Annotated in this window: 16 protein-coding genes; 13 read left to right on the forward strand and 3 right to left on the reverse strand. The window is 38.5% G+C overall.

From position 1 onward, the window contains the following. Positions 1-13: 13 nt before the first annotated feature. The 10 genes from rpoC (at position 14) to AOB46_RS06275 (ending at position 11,084) form a co-directional block, all read left to right on the forward strand. On the forward strand, positions 14-4,279 hold the full coding sequence (rpoC, locus tag AOB46_RS06230) for a DNA-directed RNA polymerase subunit beta' (RefSeq protein WP_062697398.1): 4,266 nt from the start codon (positions 14-16) through the stop codon (positions 4,277-4,279). Positions 4,280-4,367: 88 nt separating this feature from the next. Continuing rightward, positions 4,368-4,673, forward strand: coding sequence for a DUF3467 domain-containing protein (locus tag AOB46_RS06235; RefSeq protein ID WP_002976436.1), 306 nt, complete (start codon positions 4,368-4,370; stop codon positions 4,671-4,673). 249 nt (positions 4,674-4,922) lie between these two features. Next, positions 4,923-5,573, forward strand: coding sequence for a Crp/Fnr family transcriptional regulator (locus tag AOB46_RS06240; RefSeq protein WP_062697400.1), 651 nt, complete (start codon positions 4,923-4,925; stop codon positions 5,571-5,573). Positions 5,574-5,702: 129 nt separating this feature from the next. Further along, positions 5,703-6,545, forward strand: a complete 843-nt coding sequence (locus AOB46_RS06245) for a DUF5777 family beta-barrel protein (protein WP_062697402.1) — start codon at positions 5,703-5,705, stop codon at positions 6,543-6,545. A 1-nt stretch (position 6,546) separates the two neighbouring features. Continuing rightward, positions 6,547-6,888 carry a hypothetical protein gene (locus AOB46_RS06250; protein ID WP_241489170.1) on the forward strand — a complete coding sequence of 114 codons (342 nt, stop codon included), beginning with the start codon at positions 6,547-6,549 and terminating at the stop codon, positions 6,886-6,888. Between the two features lie 11 nt (positions 6,889-6,899). Next, complete coding sequence (locus tag AOB46_RS06255; protein WP_062697899.1) at positions 6,900-7,445, forward strand: YceI family protein; 546 nt, start codon at positions 6,900-6,902, stop codon at positions 7,443-7,445. A gap of 14 nt (positions 7,446-7,459) precedes the next feature. Further along, positions 7,460-7,966, forward strand: a complete 507-nt coding sequence (locus AOB46_RS06260) for an ankyrin repeat domain-containing protein (RefSeq protein ID WP_241489171.1) — start codon at positions 7,460-7,462, stop codon at positions 7,964-7,966. Position 7,967: 1 nt separating this feature from the next. After that, complete coding sequence (locus AOB46_RS06265; RefSeq protein ID WP_062697408.1) at positions 7,968-8,720, forward strand: T9SS type A sorting domain-containing protein; 753 nt, start codon at positions 7,968-7,970, stop codon at positions 8,718-8,720. A 154-nt stretch (positions 8,721-8,874) separates the two neighbouring features. Further along, positions 8,875-9,720 carry a GNAT family N-acetyltransferase gene (locus tag AOB46_RS06270; protein ID WP_062697411.1) on the forward strand — a complete coding sequence of 282 codons (846 nt, stop codon included), beginning with the start codon at positions 8,875-8,877 and terminating at the stop codon, positions 9,718-9,720. A gap of 80 nt (positions 9,721-9,800) precedes the next feature. Continuing rightward, positions 9,801-11,084 carry an ectonucleotide pyrophosphatase/phosphodiesterase gene (locus AOB46_RS06275; protein ID WP_062697413.1) on the forward strand — a complete coding sequence of 428 codons (1,284 nt, stop codon included), beginning with the start codon at positions 9,801-9,803 and terminating at the stop codon, positions 11,082-11,084. 145 nt (positions 11,085-11,229) lie between these two features. On the opposite strand, the gene AOB46_RS06280 is transcribed toward AOB46_RS06275, so the two are convergent. Both AOB46_RS06280 and AOB46_RS06285 read right to left on the reverse strand, forming a co-directional pair. Beyond that, positions 11,230-12,285 (reverse strand): NAD(P)-dependent alcohol dehydrogenase, encoded by a 1,056-nt coding sequence (locus AOB46_RS06280; protein WP_062697415.1) that lies wholly within the window; start codon positions 12,283-12,285, stop codon positions 11,230-11,232. A gap of 31 nt (positions 12,286-12,316) precedes the next feature. Beyond that, positions 12,317-12,589 (reverse strand): hypothetical protein, encoded by a 273-nt coding sequence (locus AOB46_RS06285; RefSeq protein ID WP_062697417.1) that lies wholly within the window; start codon positions 12,587-12,589, stop codon positions 12,317-12,319. Between the two features lie 122 nt (positions 12,590-12,711). Between AOB46_RS06285 and AOB46_RS06290 the strand changes: the two genes are divergently transcribed. The 3 genes from AOB46_RS06290 to AOB46_RS23315 all read left to right on the forward strand — a co-directional run bounded on the left by AOB46_RS06290 (position 12,712) and on the right by AOB46_RS23315 (position 15,352). After that, positions 12,712-13,614 (forward strand): helix-turn-helix domain-containing protein, encoded by a 903-nt coding sequence (locus tag AOB46_RS06290; RefSeq protein ID WP_062697419.1) that lies wholly within the window; start codon positions 12,712-12,714, stop codon positions 13,612-13,614. Positions 13,615-13,712: 98 nt separating this feature from the next. Beyond that, positions 13,713-15,053: a carboxylesterase family protein gene (locus tag AOB46_RS06295; RefSeq protein WP_062697421.1), complete on the forward strand. Its 1,341-nt coding sequence runs from the start codon at positions 13,713-13,715 to the stop codon at positions 15,051-15,053. Positions 15,054-15,184: 131 nt separating this feature from the next. Further along, complete coding sequence (locus AOB46_RS23315) at positions 15,185-15,352, forward strand: hypothetical protein (RefSeq protein WP_157845039.1); 168 nt, start codon at positions 15,185-15,187, stop codon at positions 15,350-15,352. 83 nt (positions 15,353-15,435) lie between these two features. Here AOB46_RS23315 and AOB46_RS06300 read toward each other — a convergent pair whose 3' ends face one another. After that, a complete protein-coding gene (locus AOB46_RS06300; protein WP_062697423.1) occupies positions 15,436-16,908 on the reverse strand; it encodes an alpha-amylase in 1,473 nt (490 codons plus the stop codon). Positions 16,909-16,925 lie beyond the last annotated feature (17 nt).

Consider the following 16,925-nt stretch of genomic DNA (forward strand, 5'->3'; position numbering starts at 1 on the left):
TCTAAAAAAAATTATGTCAAATAAAAATAAATCAAGTAGATTTAATAAAATAACCATCGGTTTAGCTTCACCGGAATCCATTCTTCAGGAATCCAGAGGAGAAGTTCTGAAACCGGAAACTATTAACTACAGAACGCACAAACCTGAAAGAGACGGGTTATTCTGTGAAAAGATCTTCGGTCCTGTAAAGGATTACGAATGTGCTTGTGGTAAATACAAAAGAATCCGTTATAAAGGAATCGTTTGTGACCGTTGTGGGGTAGAAGTTACTGAGAAAAAAGTAAGAAGAGAGAGAATCGGGCACATCAACCTTGTTGTTCCAATTGCTCACATCTGGTATTTCCGTTCCTTACCAAACAAAATCGGTTACCTTTTAGGAATCCCTTCTAAGAAATTAGATATGATCATCTACTACGAAAGATATGTAGTGATTCAGCAGGGTATTGCTAAGAAATTAGACGGTTCTGATTTTGAAAATATGGAATTCCTTACAGAAGAAGAGTACCTTGATATCATGGAAACTCTTCCTGTGGAAAACCAGTATCTTGATGATTCCGATCCAAACAAATTCATCGCCAGAATGGGTGCTGAAGCAGTGGAAGATCTGTTAAAAAGAATCGATCTTGATGCATTGTCTTTCGATTTGAGACATAAAGCTCACAACGAAGGATCTAAGCAGAGAAGAACTGAAGCTCTTAAAAGATTGAACGTTGTAGAAGCATTGAGAGGTGCTAATACAAGAATGATCAACAAACCGGAGTGGATGATTATGCGTGTACTTCCTGTTATCCCGCCGGAACTAAGACCATTGGTTCCATTGGATGGAGGACGTTTTGCTACTTCTGACTTGAATGACCTTTACAGAAGAGTAATCATCAGAAATAACCGTTTGAAGAGATTATTGGAAATCAAAGCTCCTGAAGTAATCCTTAGAAACGAGAAGCGTATGCTTCAGGAATCAGTAGATTCATTATTCGATAACACAAGAAAATCTTCTGCAGTAAAATCTGAATCAAACAGACCATTGAAATCACTTTCAGATTCATTGAAAGGTAAGCAGGGGCGTTTCCGTCAGAACCTACTTGGGAAAAGGGTTGACTACTCAGCACGTTCGGTAATTGTTGTAGGTCCGAACTTACAGCTTCACGAGTGTGGTATTCCTAAAGATATGGCTGCTGAACTTTACAAACCGTTCATCATCAGAAAACTAATCGAGAGAGGTATTGTAAAAACAGTAAAGTCTGCGAAGAGAATTATCGACAGAAAAGAACCGGTAGTTTATGATATCCTTGAAAACGTGATGAAAGGTCATCCTGTTCTATTGAACAGAGCACCTACGCTTCACAGACTCGGTATTCAGGCTTTCCAGCCTAAGATGATCGAAGGTAAGGCTATCCAGCTGCACCCGTTAGTAACAACAGCATTCAACGCCGATTTCGATGGTGACCAGATGGCGGTACACTTACCGTTAGGACCAGAGGCAATCCTTGAAGCTCAGCTACTGATGTTAGGTTCTCAAAACATTTTGAACCCTGCAAACGGTTCTCCAATTACAGTACCATCTCAGGACATGGTTCTTGGGCTTTATTTCATGACTAAAGAATTAAGCTCTACTGAGACCATGAAGGTAAAAGGAGAAGGTCTTGCATTCTATTCTCCTGAAGAAGCGGAAATCGCTTATGCAGAAGGTAGAGTTTCATTAAATGCTAAAGTAAGATGTAGACTGCCAATTAAAGAAGACGGACAAATCGTAACAAGATTGATCGAAACTTCTGTAGGTAGAATCTTATTCAACCAGATTGTACCTAAGCAGGTAGGATATATCAATGAACTTCTTACTAAGAAATCATTGAGAAACGTTATCGGTAAGATCCTTGCTGATACAGATTTCCCTACAACTGTGAAGTTCCTGGATGCAATGAAAGACCTGGGGTATTCAAACGCATTCAAAGGAGGTCTGTCATTCTCACTGGGAGATATCGTTGTTCCTGTTGAGAAAAAGCAGATGATTGCACAATCAATTGAAACTGTAGACGAAATCAGAGCTAACTATAACATGGGTCTGATTACCGATACAGAACGTTATAATCAGGTAATTGACGTTTGGACAAACACCAACGCCGGATTAACTGAAATGATCATGAGCAGAATGAAAACTGACCAAGGTGGTTTCAACTCTGTATATATGATGCTTGACTCTGGAGCGAGGGGTTCTAAAGAACAGATCCGTCAGTTATCAGGGATGAGAGGTTTGATGGCAAAACCGCAAAAAGCCGGTTCTACCGGAGCGGAGATCATCGAAAACCCGATTCTTGCAAACTTTAAGGAAGGTCTTTCGATTCTGGAGTACTTTATCTCTACCCACGGTGCCCGTAAAGGTCTTGCGGATACCGCTCTTAAGACAGCCGATGCCGGTTACTTAACGAGAAGATTGGTAGACGTTGCACAGGACGTTATCGTTACAGAAGACGATTGTGGAACACTAAGAGGTACAGAAGTTACTGCCCTTAAGAAAAATGACGAGATCGTTGAAAAAATCTCTGAAAGAATCCTGGGTAGAGTATCTCTTCATAACATCTATGATCCTGAAACAGATGAATTAATTGCTGAAGCAGATCAGGTAATCACTGAACCACTAGCTAAGAGAATTGAAGAAGCCGGATTAGAAGCAGTTGAAGTACGTTCTCCATTAACTTGTGAAGCTAAGAAAGGTATCTGTGCGAAATGTTATGGTAGAAACTTAGCAACAGGTAAAATGATTCACATGGGTGAAGCGGTAGGTGTTATTGCAGCACAGTCAATTGGGGAACCGGGTACTCAGCTTACGTTGAGAACCTTCCACCAGGGGGGTACTGCAGGAAACGTATCAGAAAACCCATCTATCGTTGCAAGAAGAGACGGTATCGTTGAAATGGATGAAGTAAGAACCATTACTTCAGAAGATGAAAACGGTAATACAGCTGAGGTTGTCGTTTCCCGTTCAACAGAATTCAGATTAGTTGCTGATAATGAGTCCAGAACTCCATTAATGGTAGCTAACGTACCTTACGGATCTATATTATCTGTGAAACCGGGTGATAAAGTGAAGAAAGGAGATACTATCTGTAGATGGGATCCGTATAACGCGGTAATTATTGCTGAAACTTCAGGTAAAGTAGAATACGAGGATATCATCCAGGGTATTTCATTCCAGCTTGAAATTGACGAACAGACAGGATTTGAAGAGAAAGTAATCTCTGAATCCAGAAATAAGAAAGCCGTACCTACCCTGAAAGTGGTAGACTCTAAAGGAGTTGAGCAGAAAGCTTACAACTTACCGGTAGGAGCCCACTTAATGGTAAACGATGGTGAGAAAATTAAGGCTGGTAAAGTCCTTATCAAAATCCCGAGAAAATCTGCAAAAGCAGGGGATATCACCGGAGGTCTTCCGAGAGTTACCGAACTATTTGAAGCAAGAAACCCTTCAAACCCGGCGGTGGTTACTGAAATCGACGGGGTAGTTTCTTACGGAAAAATTAAGAGAGGTAACCGTGAATTGATCGTTGAGGCTAAAACTGGAGAAAGAAAAATTTATTTAGTTAAATTATCCAACCAGATCTTAGTACAGGAGAATGACTTCGTAAGAGCTGGTTCACCACTTTCTGACGGTTCTATCACTCCGGACGACATCCTAAGAATTAAAGGCCCAACAGCGGTTCAGGAATACTTAGTAAATGAGATTCAGGAAGTTTACCGTCTTCAGGGGGTAAAAATTGATGATAAACACTTCGAAATCATCGTAAGACAGATGATGACTAAAGTATCTATTGTGGATGGAGGTGATACTCAATTCCTTGAAGGAGCTCTTGAACACAAATATGACTTCCTGGAAGAAAACAACAGAGTATTCGGTCTTAAAGTAGTAGTTGATGCCGGTGATTCTAAAGAATTCAGACCAGGTCAGATGATTACTGCAAGAGAATTAAGAGATGAAAACTCTAAACTGAGACGTGAAGATCAGGCTTTAGTAGAAGTAAGAGAAGCTCTTCCTGCTACAGCAACACCTGTACTTCAGGGAATTACCAGAGCAGCACTTCAGACTAAGTCATTCATGTCTGCAGCATCGTTCCAGGAAACCACTAAAGTTCTTAACGAGGCAGCAGTTGCCGGTAAAGTAGACTCTCTGGGTGGTCTTAAAGAAAATGTAATTGTAGGACACAGAATTCCTGCAGGTACAGGTCTTAAAGAATACCAGAATGTGATCGTAGGTTCTAAGAAGGAATTCGAAGACCTTAATTAAAATTAAATGATTTGAAATTTGGGGTTTGGAATTATTTTTATATTTTCACAATCTCAAATTTCGAATTTTAAAAACATAATTTATAACAATGGACAACAATCAAAATCCACAAGACGGAAACATCAACATCGAATTAAACGAAATGGTAGCTGCTGGTATCTATGCTAACTTAGCATTGGTAAACCACTCTCCATCTGAGTTCGTAGTAGATTTCATCCAATTAATGCCGGGGGTACAGCAAGCTAAAGTAAGATCAAGAGTTATTCTTGCTCCACTTCACGCTAAAAGAGTTTTAAATGCTCTTCAACAGAACATCGCTAATTATGAGCAGCAGTTCGGAGAAATCAAAGAAGTTGAGCCTTTCGTATTAGGAGGAAACAACGTACAAGCTTAAGATTTTTCTTACAATACAATAAAATGCCCCGGTTTTTCCGGGGTATTTTTATTGGGTACAAATAAATTTTCAATACGTTCTTTGATTTTTGCTTGTAAAATTCATTTTATTTTAATTTATGATTTAAAATATGTATTAAATTGAATTAAATGTTAATATTTTTTCTGTTATAGTGAAAGAATTTTAGTAATATCATATATTAGTTCCTGATTTTATATATTTGCTTAAAAATATTTCACAAAAAAAGATATGATAAGCAACCAGTTTATTCTCCAGAAATTTGGGTTTTTAGGCAATGATTTTCTCGCTGAACTTGAAAAGCATGCAGTGATGACCAGCATAAAATCGAAGACGGAAATTATAAGAGAAGGACAAAAAAATAAATACGTCCCTTTTCTGATAAAGGGTTCCATTAAAGTTTTTAGCCTTAATGACGGCCGTGAACTTATTTATTATTACATCAGGCCCAACGACAGCTGCCTTATGACCTTTTCCTCTATTTTTACAGACTATGTGAGCAGAGTATATGCAATAGCAGAAGAAGATTCTGAAGCTTTGCTGATTCCTGTTTCAGTGATGCATGACTGGCTGATTCAGTTTCCGGAAATCAATAAATTATTTTACCGGGAATATGACAGGCGCTTCTCAGAAGTTATGAGTATGGTAAATGAAGCTGTTTTCCACAGACTTGACAGACGAGTCCTGAACTATGTTAAACAACAGATAGCCTTAACCGGAAACAATCCTATTAAGATTACCCATCGTGAAATAGCCAGCAGCCTGGGAACTTCCCGGGAAGTTGTAAGCAGGGTTTTAAAAAAAATTGAAAGTGATGGAGAAATTATTCAAACCAAGGACGGAATAAAAGTAGCTGTAAATGAAAATGTTAGAATAGTCTAATTTATGTTGTTTTAAATGTTTTAGTCTAATCATTGATAAAAACTATTTATATGGTGACTTTTATCACATATTTTTAAATCGATAACTCTATAAGTTTGTCATATCATTATTTAATTCAAATTGTAGTATATGACAAAGACCCTTTTACTTTTGTCAGTACTTTCATCAGTCTTTGCCTTTGGGCAGGAAGACCTGCTGAAAGATATTGACACTATTAAAACCGATACAGAAACTTCACAGCCCGCTTTTAAAGCCCTTCAGATTGTTACGGGACAGTCTACAAAACTTGCAGCCAAAAAAGAATGGTATATCATTGTTGCCCATAGATTTGGTGACATAAGCACAGGATTTAAAGATTTTTTTGGGCTGGATAATGCATCCACTAAATTAGGTGTTATCTATGGTGTTTCCGATGCTGTTTCTGTTAGTCTTTCAAGAGAAACCAATATGAAAACCTTTGAAGGCGCAGTTAAATACAAGCTGACAAAACAAAGTGAAAGCTTTCCGGTGGATATTGTTGGTTATAATGTAATGGCGGTAAATACAGATCTTAGTACAGATACCTATCCCCACCTCAAATTCAGCGACAGACTTTCTTACCTTACCCAGGCTCTGATCTCAAGACGATTTAATGATAAGCTATCATTACAGTTAACTCCTTCCTATGTTCATAAAAACCTTTATGAGCCAGCAATAGAAGACAAGAATCAGTTTTTGGCCGGGGTGGGAGGACGCTATAAAATCTCAAAAAGAGTTTCTGTAAACGCAGAATATTTTGTGAATTTTGATAATCACAGTTTCTATAAAAACTCCCTTTCCTTAGGAGTAGATATAGAAACCGGGGGACATGTTTTTCAGCTGCTATTCACCAATTCCCAGATCAATTCAGATATAGGCTACCTCACCAATGCAGTGGGAAAATGGGGAAAAGGACAGATTTTCTTTGGGTTTAACCTTTACAGAGTATTTTAAAATGAAAAAGAGTATATACATCATGTTTTCAGCAGTTTTATTAATTGCCTGTGACAGCAGAACCTACGAAGAAGTATCTGAGAATACGCCAATTGTTGAGCTGGTAAGATATAATAAGGATATAAAGCCAATTATGGATAATAGCTGCATAGGCTGCCATTCGGCGGGAAGCTTTAAACCTCTGGCATCCTATAATGATGTGAAAAATAATATAGAAGGTATTCTCAACAGAATTCAGAGACCCAACGGTGATCCCGGAAAAATGCCTCAGGGAGGATCTTTATCTCAGGCACAGATCAATGTTTTTATCAAATGGAAGGCCGACGGGCTTATGGAAAATTAAAAAAATCAACAATGAAAAAATTAGCATTATTGAGTGTATTACTACTTTCGGCTGGTTATGCTTCAGCACAGAAATACAGCTCTAAAACAGGAAAAGTAAGTTTTGAGGCATCCGTGCCTTTATTTGAAGATATTTATGCAAAGGATGACAATAATGTTGTTGTTTTAAATGCAGATACCGGAGATATGGCATCAGTTTCATCTGTGAAGAACTTTCATTTTAAAACAAAGTTAATGGAAGAACATTTCAATGAAAGCTATGCTGAAACTGCAAAATATCCGAAAACCACTTTCAAAGGAAAAATTGTCAATTTTGATAAAACAAAGCTGACTGCCAGTCCGCAAAAGTATACGGTTCAGGGAACTTTGAATTTTCACGGAGTAGACAAGGCCGTTTCTTCCACAGCAACAATCTACGCAAAAGATGGGAAAATTTATATGCAGGGTGGTTTTGTAGCAAAGCCGGCAGACTATAAAGTAACAATTCCGAAGATGGTTACCAAAAAAGTAGCAGAGAATGTAAATATTGAATATAACTACGTAATGATGAAACAATGAGAAATCTGATCTTGATGTTAGGAATAGTTCTGAGTTCACTGTTATCTGCTCAGGATAAGGCAAAGTCAATATTTGATGTTGCCAGAAGCGGAACGCTTACCGAAGTAAAGGACCTGATGAAAAAGAATCCGGATATCATTAACCAGATCAGTGAAAGTGGTTTTTCACCACTCATTTTGGCTTGTTACAGAGGGAATATTGAGGTTGCTCAGTTTCTGATAGACCATGTAAAAGATGTTAATTATAAAAGCGGTGAAGGAACAGCATTGGCAGGTCTTGCCATAAAATACAACAGAGACCTGGTAGAGCGGCTGCTAAAGAAAAATGCAGATCCGAATATTGCCGATGCTACAGGATATACCCCTTTGTTCTGGGCCGTAAAATCAGGGAACAAAGAACTGGTAGAGCTACTGCTGAAATATAAAGCAGATAAAACAAAAAAAGATTTAATGGGAATGACCCCATTTGAATATGCCTTACAAACCAATAACAACGAAATTATTAAACTTTTAAAAAATTGATATGAAAAAAATTTTACTAACACTTAGTTTAGCCTTTACAAGTTTAGCCTGGGCTCAGTTTTCGTCAGGAACGGTAAATTTACCAACAGCATCCATGACGGTGAAATTAGCAACTACTCCTACAGGAGTAACTATTACCCTAACAGGAGACAGTAACTCCATGTTGGCTATAGGTTTTGGTACTTCAGGGATGGGTTCCGGTGCAGATGGTTTCATTTATAATTCGTCTGCAAACAGAGACTATTCTTTCAGTGGAATTCCTAATGCCCCTTCGGCAGATGCTTCTCAGGATTGGACACAAACATCCAATACTGTATCAGGAAGTACAAGAACCATAGTGGCTACAAGATCTCTTTCCGGTGGAGCAGGGGATTTTGCAATTCCCAATGCCGCAGGAACAATCAATATTTTTTATGCACGCAGATTGGGTAACCAGGCTATAGGGTATCATGGAAATGTTGAGCGGGATTTTGCAACGTTAACAATGACCGCTGCTACATTAGGAACCAGTGAAGTTGCTGCCGACAGCAAAACAGTTAATCTTTATCCGAACCCGGCTAAGGAAACTGTAAGTCTTAAAAATGCAGACAGAATAAAATCTGTTGATATCTACGAATCAACAGGAAGGAAGGTAAAAACAGCAAATCTAGATGGAGAAAATATTAATATTTCTGATTTAAAATCCGGAATTTATTATTTTGAAATTATTTCAAAAGATGGAAGTAAATCTTATGAAAAGCTTATCAAAGAGTAAGTAAAATGTAAAGATGGAAGTCCCTCTATAGCTTGCTGTAGAGGGATTTTTTTTATGTAAATATCAAAGATTTGGCTATTGTTTAATACCTTTGTACCTATCTGTATGATATGAGAATTATCATTCTTCGTAGAAAAATAATGATAAGAAAACAATGGAATTTAAAAACTTGGCAGGAACTGATATTAAAGAACTTTTAGGTGTATTTAATCTCTCTTTTTCAGATTATATCGTTCCTTTTCATCTGTCAGAAGAACAGCTTATTTCAAAAATAAATACGGAAAAAATAAATTTAAATATCTCAGTAGGGGCATTTGAATCCGGGCAGCTAAAAGGTTTTATTCTGCAGGCAGAAAAGGAAGGCGAAGGCGGAAGAATAATCTATAATGCAGGAACCGGAGTAATTCCGGAAGCCAGAGGAAAGGGGCTGGTAAGAAAAATGTATGATTTTATTCTTCCCATATTAAAGGAAAAAAAAGCAGATAAATTACTGCTTGAAGTTATTGAAGGAAATGAGGCCGCCATCCGGGCTTATGAAAATTTAGGTTTCAAAGTAGTACGGAAATTGCTTTGCTTCAGAGGAAATATTATGATGTCAAAAGAAAATCCTGATATTACCATAAGAGAAATGGGAGGCTTTGAATGGGAGGCTTTTCGGTCTTTTTGGGATGTTGAGCCTTCATGGCAGGCTTCTGTTTTCGTTCTTAATGATATCCCCGGTGAATGTATGGTTCTTGGAGCCTATAAGAATACTAAGCTTGTAGGATATATTGTATATCATCCTTTGGCAAAAAAGATATATCAGCTGGCAGTCGATAAAAATTACAGGAAACAAGGAGTTGCATCAATGCTTTTTAAAGCAATAGCGCACATGGCCGAAGGTTCAGCTGTATCAGTAAATAATGTAGATCATGTGTCAAAAGAAGCTCTTTCATTTCTGGACAATACTGTGGGTATGAAAAACTGGATAACGCAGCTGGAGATGAAAAAAAATCTCTAGAAGTTCAGTTTTAATATACTTTTAACCTCATTCGTTTTTCCGAAAGATGTACAGGACGTAACTTTGTCAAAATTTTAACAATGAAGCGAGGAATACAAATTTTACTGCTGTTTTTTTCTTTGACCGTTTTCGCCAGGCAAGCCATTACAGATACTGCACAGATTATCATCCCCGGTCGTACCAATAGCATAGAAACCCAGACAAAACCTTATGTGATCCTGATTTCAACAGATGGATTTCGTTATGATTACGCCCAAAAATATAAGGCTGAAAACCTTTTACAGCTCTCCAAAAATGGAGTACAGGCCAAGGCAATGATTCCAAGCTACCCGAGTATTACTTTTCCTAACCATTGGAGTCTGATCACAGGGCTGTATCCTTCTCATCATGGCCTGATTGACAACTTCTTCTACGATTATAAAAGGCAGGAAGCTTATGCAATGAGTAATAAAAAGAATGCTGAAGACGGAAGCTGGTACGGCGGAACTCCGCTTTGGGCGCTGGCTGAAAAACAGGGAATGGTATCCGCATCTTTAATGTGGGTAGGCTCTGCAAGTGATGCCGGAGGAATGAGGCCTTCTTATTACTATCCCTATCATGAAAAGTTTACTCCCTCTGAAAAAGTACATAAAGTATTGAACTGGCTGAAGCTGCCTGAAGATAAAAGACCTCATTTCATCTCATTATACTTTCCGGAAGTTGACGGAAGCGGCCACCACTACGGCCCGGATACACGGGAAACTGAAAATGCGGTTCAGTTAATTGATCAGGCTGTAGGTGACCTGGTTCAGAAAGTAAATGATTTAGGCCTAAAGAATGTCAACTTTATTTTTGTTTCAGATCATGGAATGATTAAAGTAGATGGGGGCGCACCGTTAGAAATTCCGGCTATGCTTTTTGATAAAAACAGATTTGATTTCTATAACTCCCAGACCCTGCTGAGAGTATATGTAAAGAATCCTGCTGAAATAAAAGCAGCATATAAAGAATTAAAAGCTCATCAGACAAATGACTATGAGGTGTATCTGGATAGAAAACTTCCTAAATACCTTCATTTTGCGACAAAAGATGACGTCTACGGCAGAATTGGGCAAATTCTTCTCATTCCGAAGGCCCCGAAAATATTTCTGGAAAAAGGCAAAAAAACTTCAGTTGGAAAACATGGTTATAATCCTGGAATAGTTCCGGAAATGAAAGCAACATTCTATGCCTGGGGTCCGGAATTTAAAAACAATCAGGTAATTAATGAGTTTGAAAATGTAAATGTTTACCCCTTGGTTGCCGAGGTTTTGGGATTAAAAACGGATCAGCCGGTCGACGGAAAACTGAAAGTTCTGAGGAAAATATTAAAAGAAAAAAAGTAGAATATAAGACAGTTTCGGCGCACCAAAGGTGCGCCGAAACTCTTACAGGACATAAAATAAAACCATTCCTGCAGCTTTAGCCAGACCTGAAAAATATAAAAGACCCTTCCGGCAGAAAGAGTCTTTTTTATACAATGATGAAGAACTATAAAGACTTCATATCAATCACAAAACGGTATTTTACATCGCTCTTAAGCATTCTTTCATAGGCATGATTAATATCCTGTATTTTGATCAGTTCAATTTCAGAAACAATATTATTTTTCCCGCAGAAATCCAGCAATTCCTGTGTTTCGGCAATCCCTCCAATAAGTGATCCCGCAACAGAACGACGCTGAAAGATCATTGGCCTTGTGCTGACAGTATCATTTTCGAATTCCCCCACAAAACCTACAAGTACAATCGTCCCATTCAGTCTGAGGGTTTGCATATAAGGGGTGATATCATGTTCATAAGGAACAGTATCAATAATCAGGTCAAATTTTCCTTTTACAGCATCCATTTGAGAACCATAAGTAGAAATAACAACGTGATCAGCTCCAAGCTGTCTGGCGTCTTCGGTTTTCTCCGCTGTTCTGGTGAATAATGTGACTTCTGCACCTAACCCTTTGGCTAGTTTGATAGCCATATGTCCTAATCCTCCAAGTCCCACAACAGCTACTTTAGAGCCAGGGCCGGCATTCCAGTGTCTCAAAGGCGACCAGGTTGTAATTCCTGCACACAGGAGAGGAGCAACGGCAGCCGGATCTAAATTTTCAGGAACACTTAAAACAAAATGTTCGTCAACCACTACTTTTTGGGAATATCCTCCAAAAGTATGGCCTCCCAGGTGTTGGTCCTTACCATTATAAGTTCCTGTAAATCCGTTTAAACAGTACTGTTCAAGATCATGCTGACAGCTGTCGCAGTGTCCGCAGGAATCTACCATGCAGCCCACAGCGGCAAGGTCTCCAACTTTAAATTTAGATACTTCGCTTCCCACATTCGTAATTCTTCCTACAATTTCATGTCCGGGAACCACAGGATACAAAGATCCGCCCCAGTCATTTCTGGCTGTATGAAGGTCAGAATGACATACCCCGCAATATAGAATTTCAATTTCTACATCCTTGGAAGTTACCGTTCTTCTTTCAATATTCATTTCTTTCAGGTCAGCTGTCCTGGATTCTGCTCCGTAGGCTTTTACTGTAATTGTGCTCATTATAGTTGTATTTAAGTTAATAGATTATGATTTATAAATGATTATACTCATCATTGCTTAAGGGCTCCAGCCATTTGATAACGCTGTTTGGGATATTCGTATTAATGGCAATGTGTGTAAATCCACCTGTCGGATCTGCACCATGATAGTGAATGATCCCCCGGAGAATATTCACCGTATCTCCTGGACAAAGAGCCTGTACGCGCTTATCTTTTTGCTGGTAAAAACCGTTTCCTGAAGTTACAATTAAAATCTGTTTTTTCTTCAGGAAAAATAATGATTCAATAGTTCCATAACAATGCAAAAGTCGAAACTTTTAGAAAAACAGAGCTTATACAGATTACCGGAATACTTACCAATTTTACAGTCCTTATTCCATGCTACAGAGGAAAGTAGTAATTTTGAATACGATTTAAAGCATATTTTATGGAAAATCAGGCCGTTGAAAAGATCAGCAGTATTTCGGAGTACAATAAAATGACGAATCATGAAACACTTCATCCGTTGGTAAGTGTAGTCGATTTTTCAAAATCGGATCCGATATGTCAGTACAGGAGAACCTATTCCTTTTATACCGTTTTTCTGAAAGATGTTATCTGCGGGGATATGCATTACGGGAAACACAGTTATGACTATCAGGAGGGGACATTGGTTTTCATTGCTCCGGGGCAGATAAGTGGTGTCACCAATGACGGCAGGTCTGTTCAGCCCGGAGGATATGCGCTGCTTTTTCACCCGGATCTGATCAAAGGAACCAACCTTGGTAAAAACATTAATGAATATACCTTTTTTTCCTATGATGTACATGAAGCACTCCATCTCTCTGAAAAAGAAAGAGAAATCGTTCTGGAATGTTTTAAGAATATTAGGCTCGAATTAGAACAATCCATTGATAAATATAGCAAATCACTGATTGTAAATAATATAGAATTATTTCTGAACTACTGTATGCGTTTTTATGACCGGCAGTTTATTACCAGAGACCATATCAATCAGGGAGTGATCGGAAAATTTGAAAAGCTGGTGGATGATTACTTTACATCGGATAATCCTAAAACGATAGGCTTTCCGATGGTTCATTATTTTGCAGAACAGCTTAACCTTTCTGCTAATTATTTCGGAGACCTGATTAAAAAAGAATTGGGAATTTCCGCACAGGAGTTTATTCATAATAAGCTCATAGAAATGGCTAAACAGCTCATCATGAATCCAGCCAAATCCATCAGTGAAATTTCCTATGATCTCGGCTTTAAATATCCGCAGCACTTTACAAGACTGTTCAAAACCAAAGTGGGAATTTCTCCAAGTGAGTACAAAAGCCTTAATTAAAGGCAAGTCTCTATTCCGTATATGATTTTTGCGGATACTAATATTCTGTAATTTTTTTATTTATTACCTTTAAAATAAGAAAATTTTTCAGTTTTATCATGAAATCGCAAGAGAAAGGCACCCATGTTTTTGAAACCCGTTTTGCAAGAATTACCGCTTTAAAAGAGAATGGTATTATTAAGACTAAAAGCATCCGGTATGCTTATTCCGAAAGATTTCAGAAACCGGTCCCTGTAGAACCTTTGGGGCTGGATATTGTGTTTCCTGATAAAACTCCGGTATGTCCTCAGAAGATCAGCCCGCTTGTGGAAAAGATGATAGGTCCTACACAGATTGAGGACTTTAACCCGGATGAATCAACACAATACCTTTCGGTGATCCGCCCTGAAAATTTCAGAGAAAATGAGAAACTTCCGGTTGTGGTTTGGATTCATGGCGGCTCTCATGAAATCGGCTGCGGAGACCTTCCCACCGCTGATGCAGGAGAGTGGGTGAAGGAACAGAACATCATAGTTGTCAATGTATCTTACAGGCTCGGACTGTTCGGCTTTTTAGGAGGTGATGAAACAAGACCTCCCAATCTGGGACTTTTTGATATCATAGAAGCACTGAAATGGATCAGAAATTACATTTCTGACTTTGGAGGTGATGCTGAAAATATTACACTCCTTGGACAGTCTTCAGGAGGCGATGCCATAGCACATCTGATGATTTCTGATGGAGTGGAAAACCTTTTTCAAAGAGTTATTATTCAAAGTGCTCCCTTAGGATTGCGTCACAAACGACAGAAAATGTCTGCCGAATTTCTGAGAAAAACAGAAAGCCTGAAAAATGACCCCGATATCTATAAAATGATGGACGAATATGGAAAATATGTACCGTCTGTGATAAAATACGGCCTGAAAGCAGCAATGCCTTTCGGAACACAATACGGCTTCCCCCCTTTATGCAATGAAAATGAAGCCGTGGAAAAATGGAAATCGGTTGCCGGAAAATATGATGTTCTGATTGGTCTGAATAATGATGAAACAGCATTTTACCTTAAAACGTCCGAAGCTTTAAACAAATATTTCGGAAAAGGTTTTGGTCTGAAAATTATGGATAAAACGGTTCAGAAAACTACAGAATTTATTTACGGAAAGCCAGCCGGACAATTCGCAGAAGATTTTGCCCGGGCAGGCGGAAATGTATATCTCTTCAGAATTCATTCAGGATTACGGGATAACCAGATAGGAGCTGCGCACTGTATTGATCTTCCTCTTATTTTCGGAAATGCATCAGCCTGGAAACCAGCAGAATTATTGAAAGATGTTTCCTGGGAATATATCCATGAAAACGGGAAAAAAATCCGTGCACTCTGGGCAGAATTTGCAAGAACCGGACATATATCCGATGCATCAGAAAAGCCTGAAATACTTAGCCTCAGGAAGGTTGAATAAAAAAATCTGCTATATACTGAATTGGGCTTTTGTGAAACATATAGATGAAGGAGTGTAGTTGGTTGAATTTTATTCATTAATTAGTGATATTTTATGTATATTTAATTAATCAAACCATAAAATAAATCATTATGAAAACAAAAAATCTTTTACATGTACGAAAAATTGAAAGAGAAAAGCTTAAAAGCCTGAAAGCAGGAGACCGATGGGGTAACCGGGTATGCTGTACCTATAACGAGGATAACTTTTGTTGTGAATGGGCCAGTGATTTTATGAACTGCCGCGGAATTCAGTGCTAGAATCAGTAAAAATATAGTGTTTAAAGAATCAGCTGAGGCATACGTAGTTTTCATGTATGCCTCTATTTTTGTTATTTTGGCTTTTATTCAGGAATCCAGACACTTACATTTCCTGCGGGAACCGGGAAATTTCCCCACCCGTTTTCATCAATAATAACCTTATCTTTGAATCTCTTCAACAGATCCTTACACTTTTTTCCGGCATAGGATTTTCCCATTTCCATAGGCTTATTATAAGCATCTTTGTTGCTCAGCACCACAGCACATCCTGTATGTTCATCATCTCCTTCACGTATCCATCCAAGACAATTGGCATCTTCAAAGTAATCCCGCTGCTCTCCGTAAGCATGATTCTTTCTGGCTAGCAGAAGCTCTTCAATTCCGTCTACTTTAGGCAAAAATATTTCCTGATCATTTCCCGCTTTGTCTTTATCAATATAATGAGCGCCATACAGGTCTGGATAAAAAATACAGGGGTAACCGTCTTTCCGTAACAGAATCAGAGCATAGGCAATAGGTTTAAACCAGGATTCAACAGGAGCTTCAAGATCCTGTAAAGGTTGTGTGTCATGATTATCAACAAGGCTTACCGAGTGCATTGGGTCAGCTTCAGTGAGAGATCCTTCAAAAATTCTCCGGAGATCATAAGAGGCTCCTTCTTTTGAGGCATTATGAAAATTGTTTTGAAGCGAGCTGTCAAAGAGGCTCATGCAGCCTTCCGTTACTTCAATGTATTTCTGAAGGAGATGAAGGCGGCCGGGAGCCCAGTATTCACCCACCGCAAAAATATTCTTCCCGGAATTGGAGCGGAGCATAGTCAGCCACTCTTTATAGAAATCAAAAGAAATATGTTTTAAAGCATCCAGCCTCACCCCGTCGAAATCAGTTTGGTCAAAATACCACTGGGCCCATTTATTCAGTTCTTCACGTACAAAAGGATTGCGGTGCTCAATGTCATTATACATCAGGTAATCGTAATTCCCTTTTTCATCATCAATCATTTCTTCCCAGTCGTCTCCATATTCAGACTGTATTTTGAAAATATGGGATTCCATGCCTTCAGCATAATCTACACCACTGAAACAGGTGAAATTCCACTCAAAATCAGAATATTTTCTGTTCCGGCCGGGAAAAGTAAAATGAGTATAGGATTCAATCTCAATCACATCGGAAATAACCTTTTCCCTGTTGTTTTCATCTACCTTCACCGCTTTGAACTTTTCCAGTGAATCACCTCCTGCTTTATGTCCCAGTACAATATCTACAATAATTTCTATATGGTGCTTCTTTAAGGCTTTAATGGCTTTAATATAATCTTTTTTTGTACCGTATTTGGTAGGAAGAGTTCCTTTCTGGTCGAATTCCCCGAGATCGTAAAGATCATAAGCGTCATATCCGGTAGAATAGCCACCGTTTGCTCCTTTGTAAGCGGGAGGAAACCATACGGAAGTAATTCCCAGTCTGGAGAGATGTGCAGCTTGTTTTTCAGCTTCTTTCCATAATTTACTTTCTCCTTCGGAATACCAGTGGAAAAATTGAATCATTGTTGGGTTCATAAATGGTGAATTTGGCC

The sequence above is a fragment of the Chryseobacterium indologenes genome, assembly GCF_001295265.1.
GTDB classification, from domain to species: Bacteria; Bacteroidota; Bacteroidia; order Flavobacteriales; family Weeksellaceae; genus Chryseobacterium; species Chryseobacterium indologenes_A.

Excerpts from the sequence above, each read along its gene's own strand:
- AOB46_RS06280 (WP_062697415.1), bottom strand. The coding sequence starts at position 12,285 with ATGAGCACAATTACAGTAAAAGCCTACGGAGCAGAATCCAGGACAGCT.
- AOB46_RS06265 (WP_062697408.1), top strand. The coding sequence starts at position 7,968 with ATGAAAAAAATTTTACTAACACTTAGTTTAGCCTTTACAAGTTTAGCC.
- AOB46_RS06255 (WP_062697899.1), top strand. The coding sequence starts at position 6,900 with ATGAAAAAATTAGCATTATTGAGTGTATTACTACTTTCGGCTGGTTAT.
- AOB46_RS06250 (WP_241489170.1), top strand. The coding sequence starts at position 6,547 with ATGAAAAAGAGTATATACATCATGTTTTCAGCAGTTTTATTAATTGCC.
- AOB46_RS06260 (WP_241489171.1), top strand. The coding sequence starts at position 7,460 with ATGTTAGGAATAGTTCTGAGTTCACTGTTATCTGCTCAGGATAAGGCA.
- AOB46_RS23315 (WP_157845039.1), top strand. The coding sequence starts at position 15,185 with ATGAAAACAAAAAATCTTTTACATGTACGAAAAATTGAAAGAGAAAAG.
- AOB46_RS06270 (WP_062697411.1), top strand. The coding sequence starts at position 8,875 with ATGGAATTTAAAAACTTGGCAGGAACTGATATTAAAGAACTTTTAGGT.
- AOB46_RS06245 (WP_062697402.1), top strand. The coding sequence starts at position 5,703 with ATGACAAAGACCCTTTTACTTTTGTCAGTACTTTCATCAGTCTTTGCC.
- rpoC (WP_062697398.1), top strand. The coding sequence starts at position 14 with ATGTCAAATAAAAATAAATCAAGTAGATTTAATAAAATAACCATCGGT.
- AOB46_RS06235 (WP_002976436.1), top strand. The coding sequence starts at position 4,368 with ATGGACAACAATCAAAATCCACAAGACGGAAACATCAACATCGAATTA.
- AOB46_RS06300 (WP_062697423.1), bottom strand. The coding sequence starts at position 16,908 with ATGAACCCAACAATGATTCAATTTTTCCACTGGTATTCCGAAGGAGAA.
- AOB46_RS06275 (WP_062697413.1), top strand. The coding sequence starts at position 9,801 with ATGAAGCGAGGAATACAAATTTTACTGCTGTTTTTTTCTTTGACCGTT.
- AOB46_RS06290 (WP_062697419.1), top strand. The coding sequence starts at position 12,712 with ATGGAAAATCAGGCCGTTGAAAAGATCAGCAGTATTTCGGAGTACAAT.
- AOB46_RS06240 (WP_062697400.1), top strand. The coding sequence starts at position 4,923 with ATGATAAGCAACCAGTTTATTCTCCAGAAATTTGGGTTTTTAGGCAAT.
- AOB46_RS06295 (WP_062697421.1), top strand. The coding sequence starts at position 13,713 with ATGAAATCGCAAGAGAAAGGCACCCATGTTTTTGAAACCCGTTTTGCA.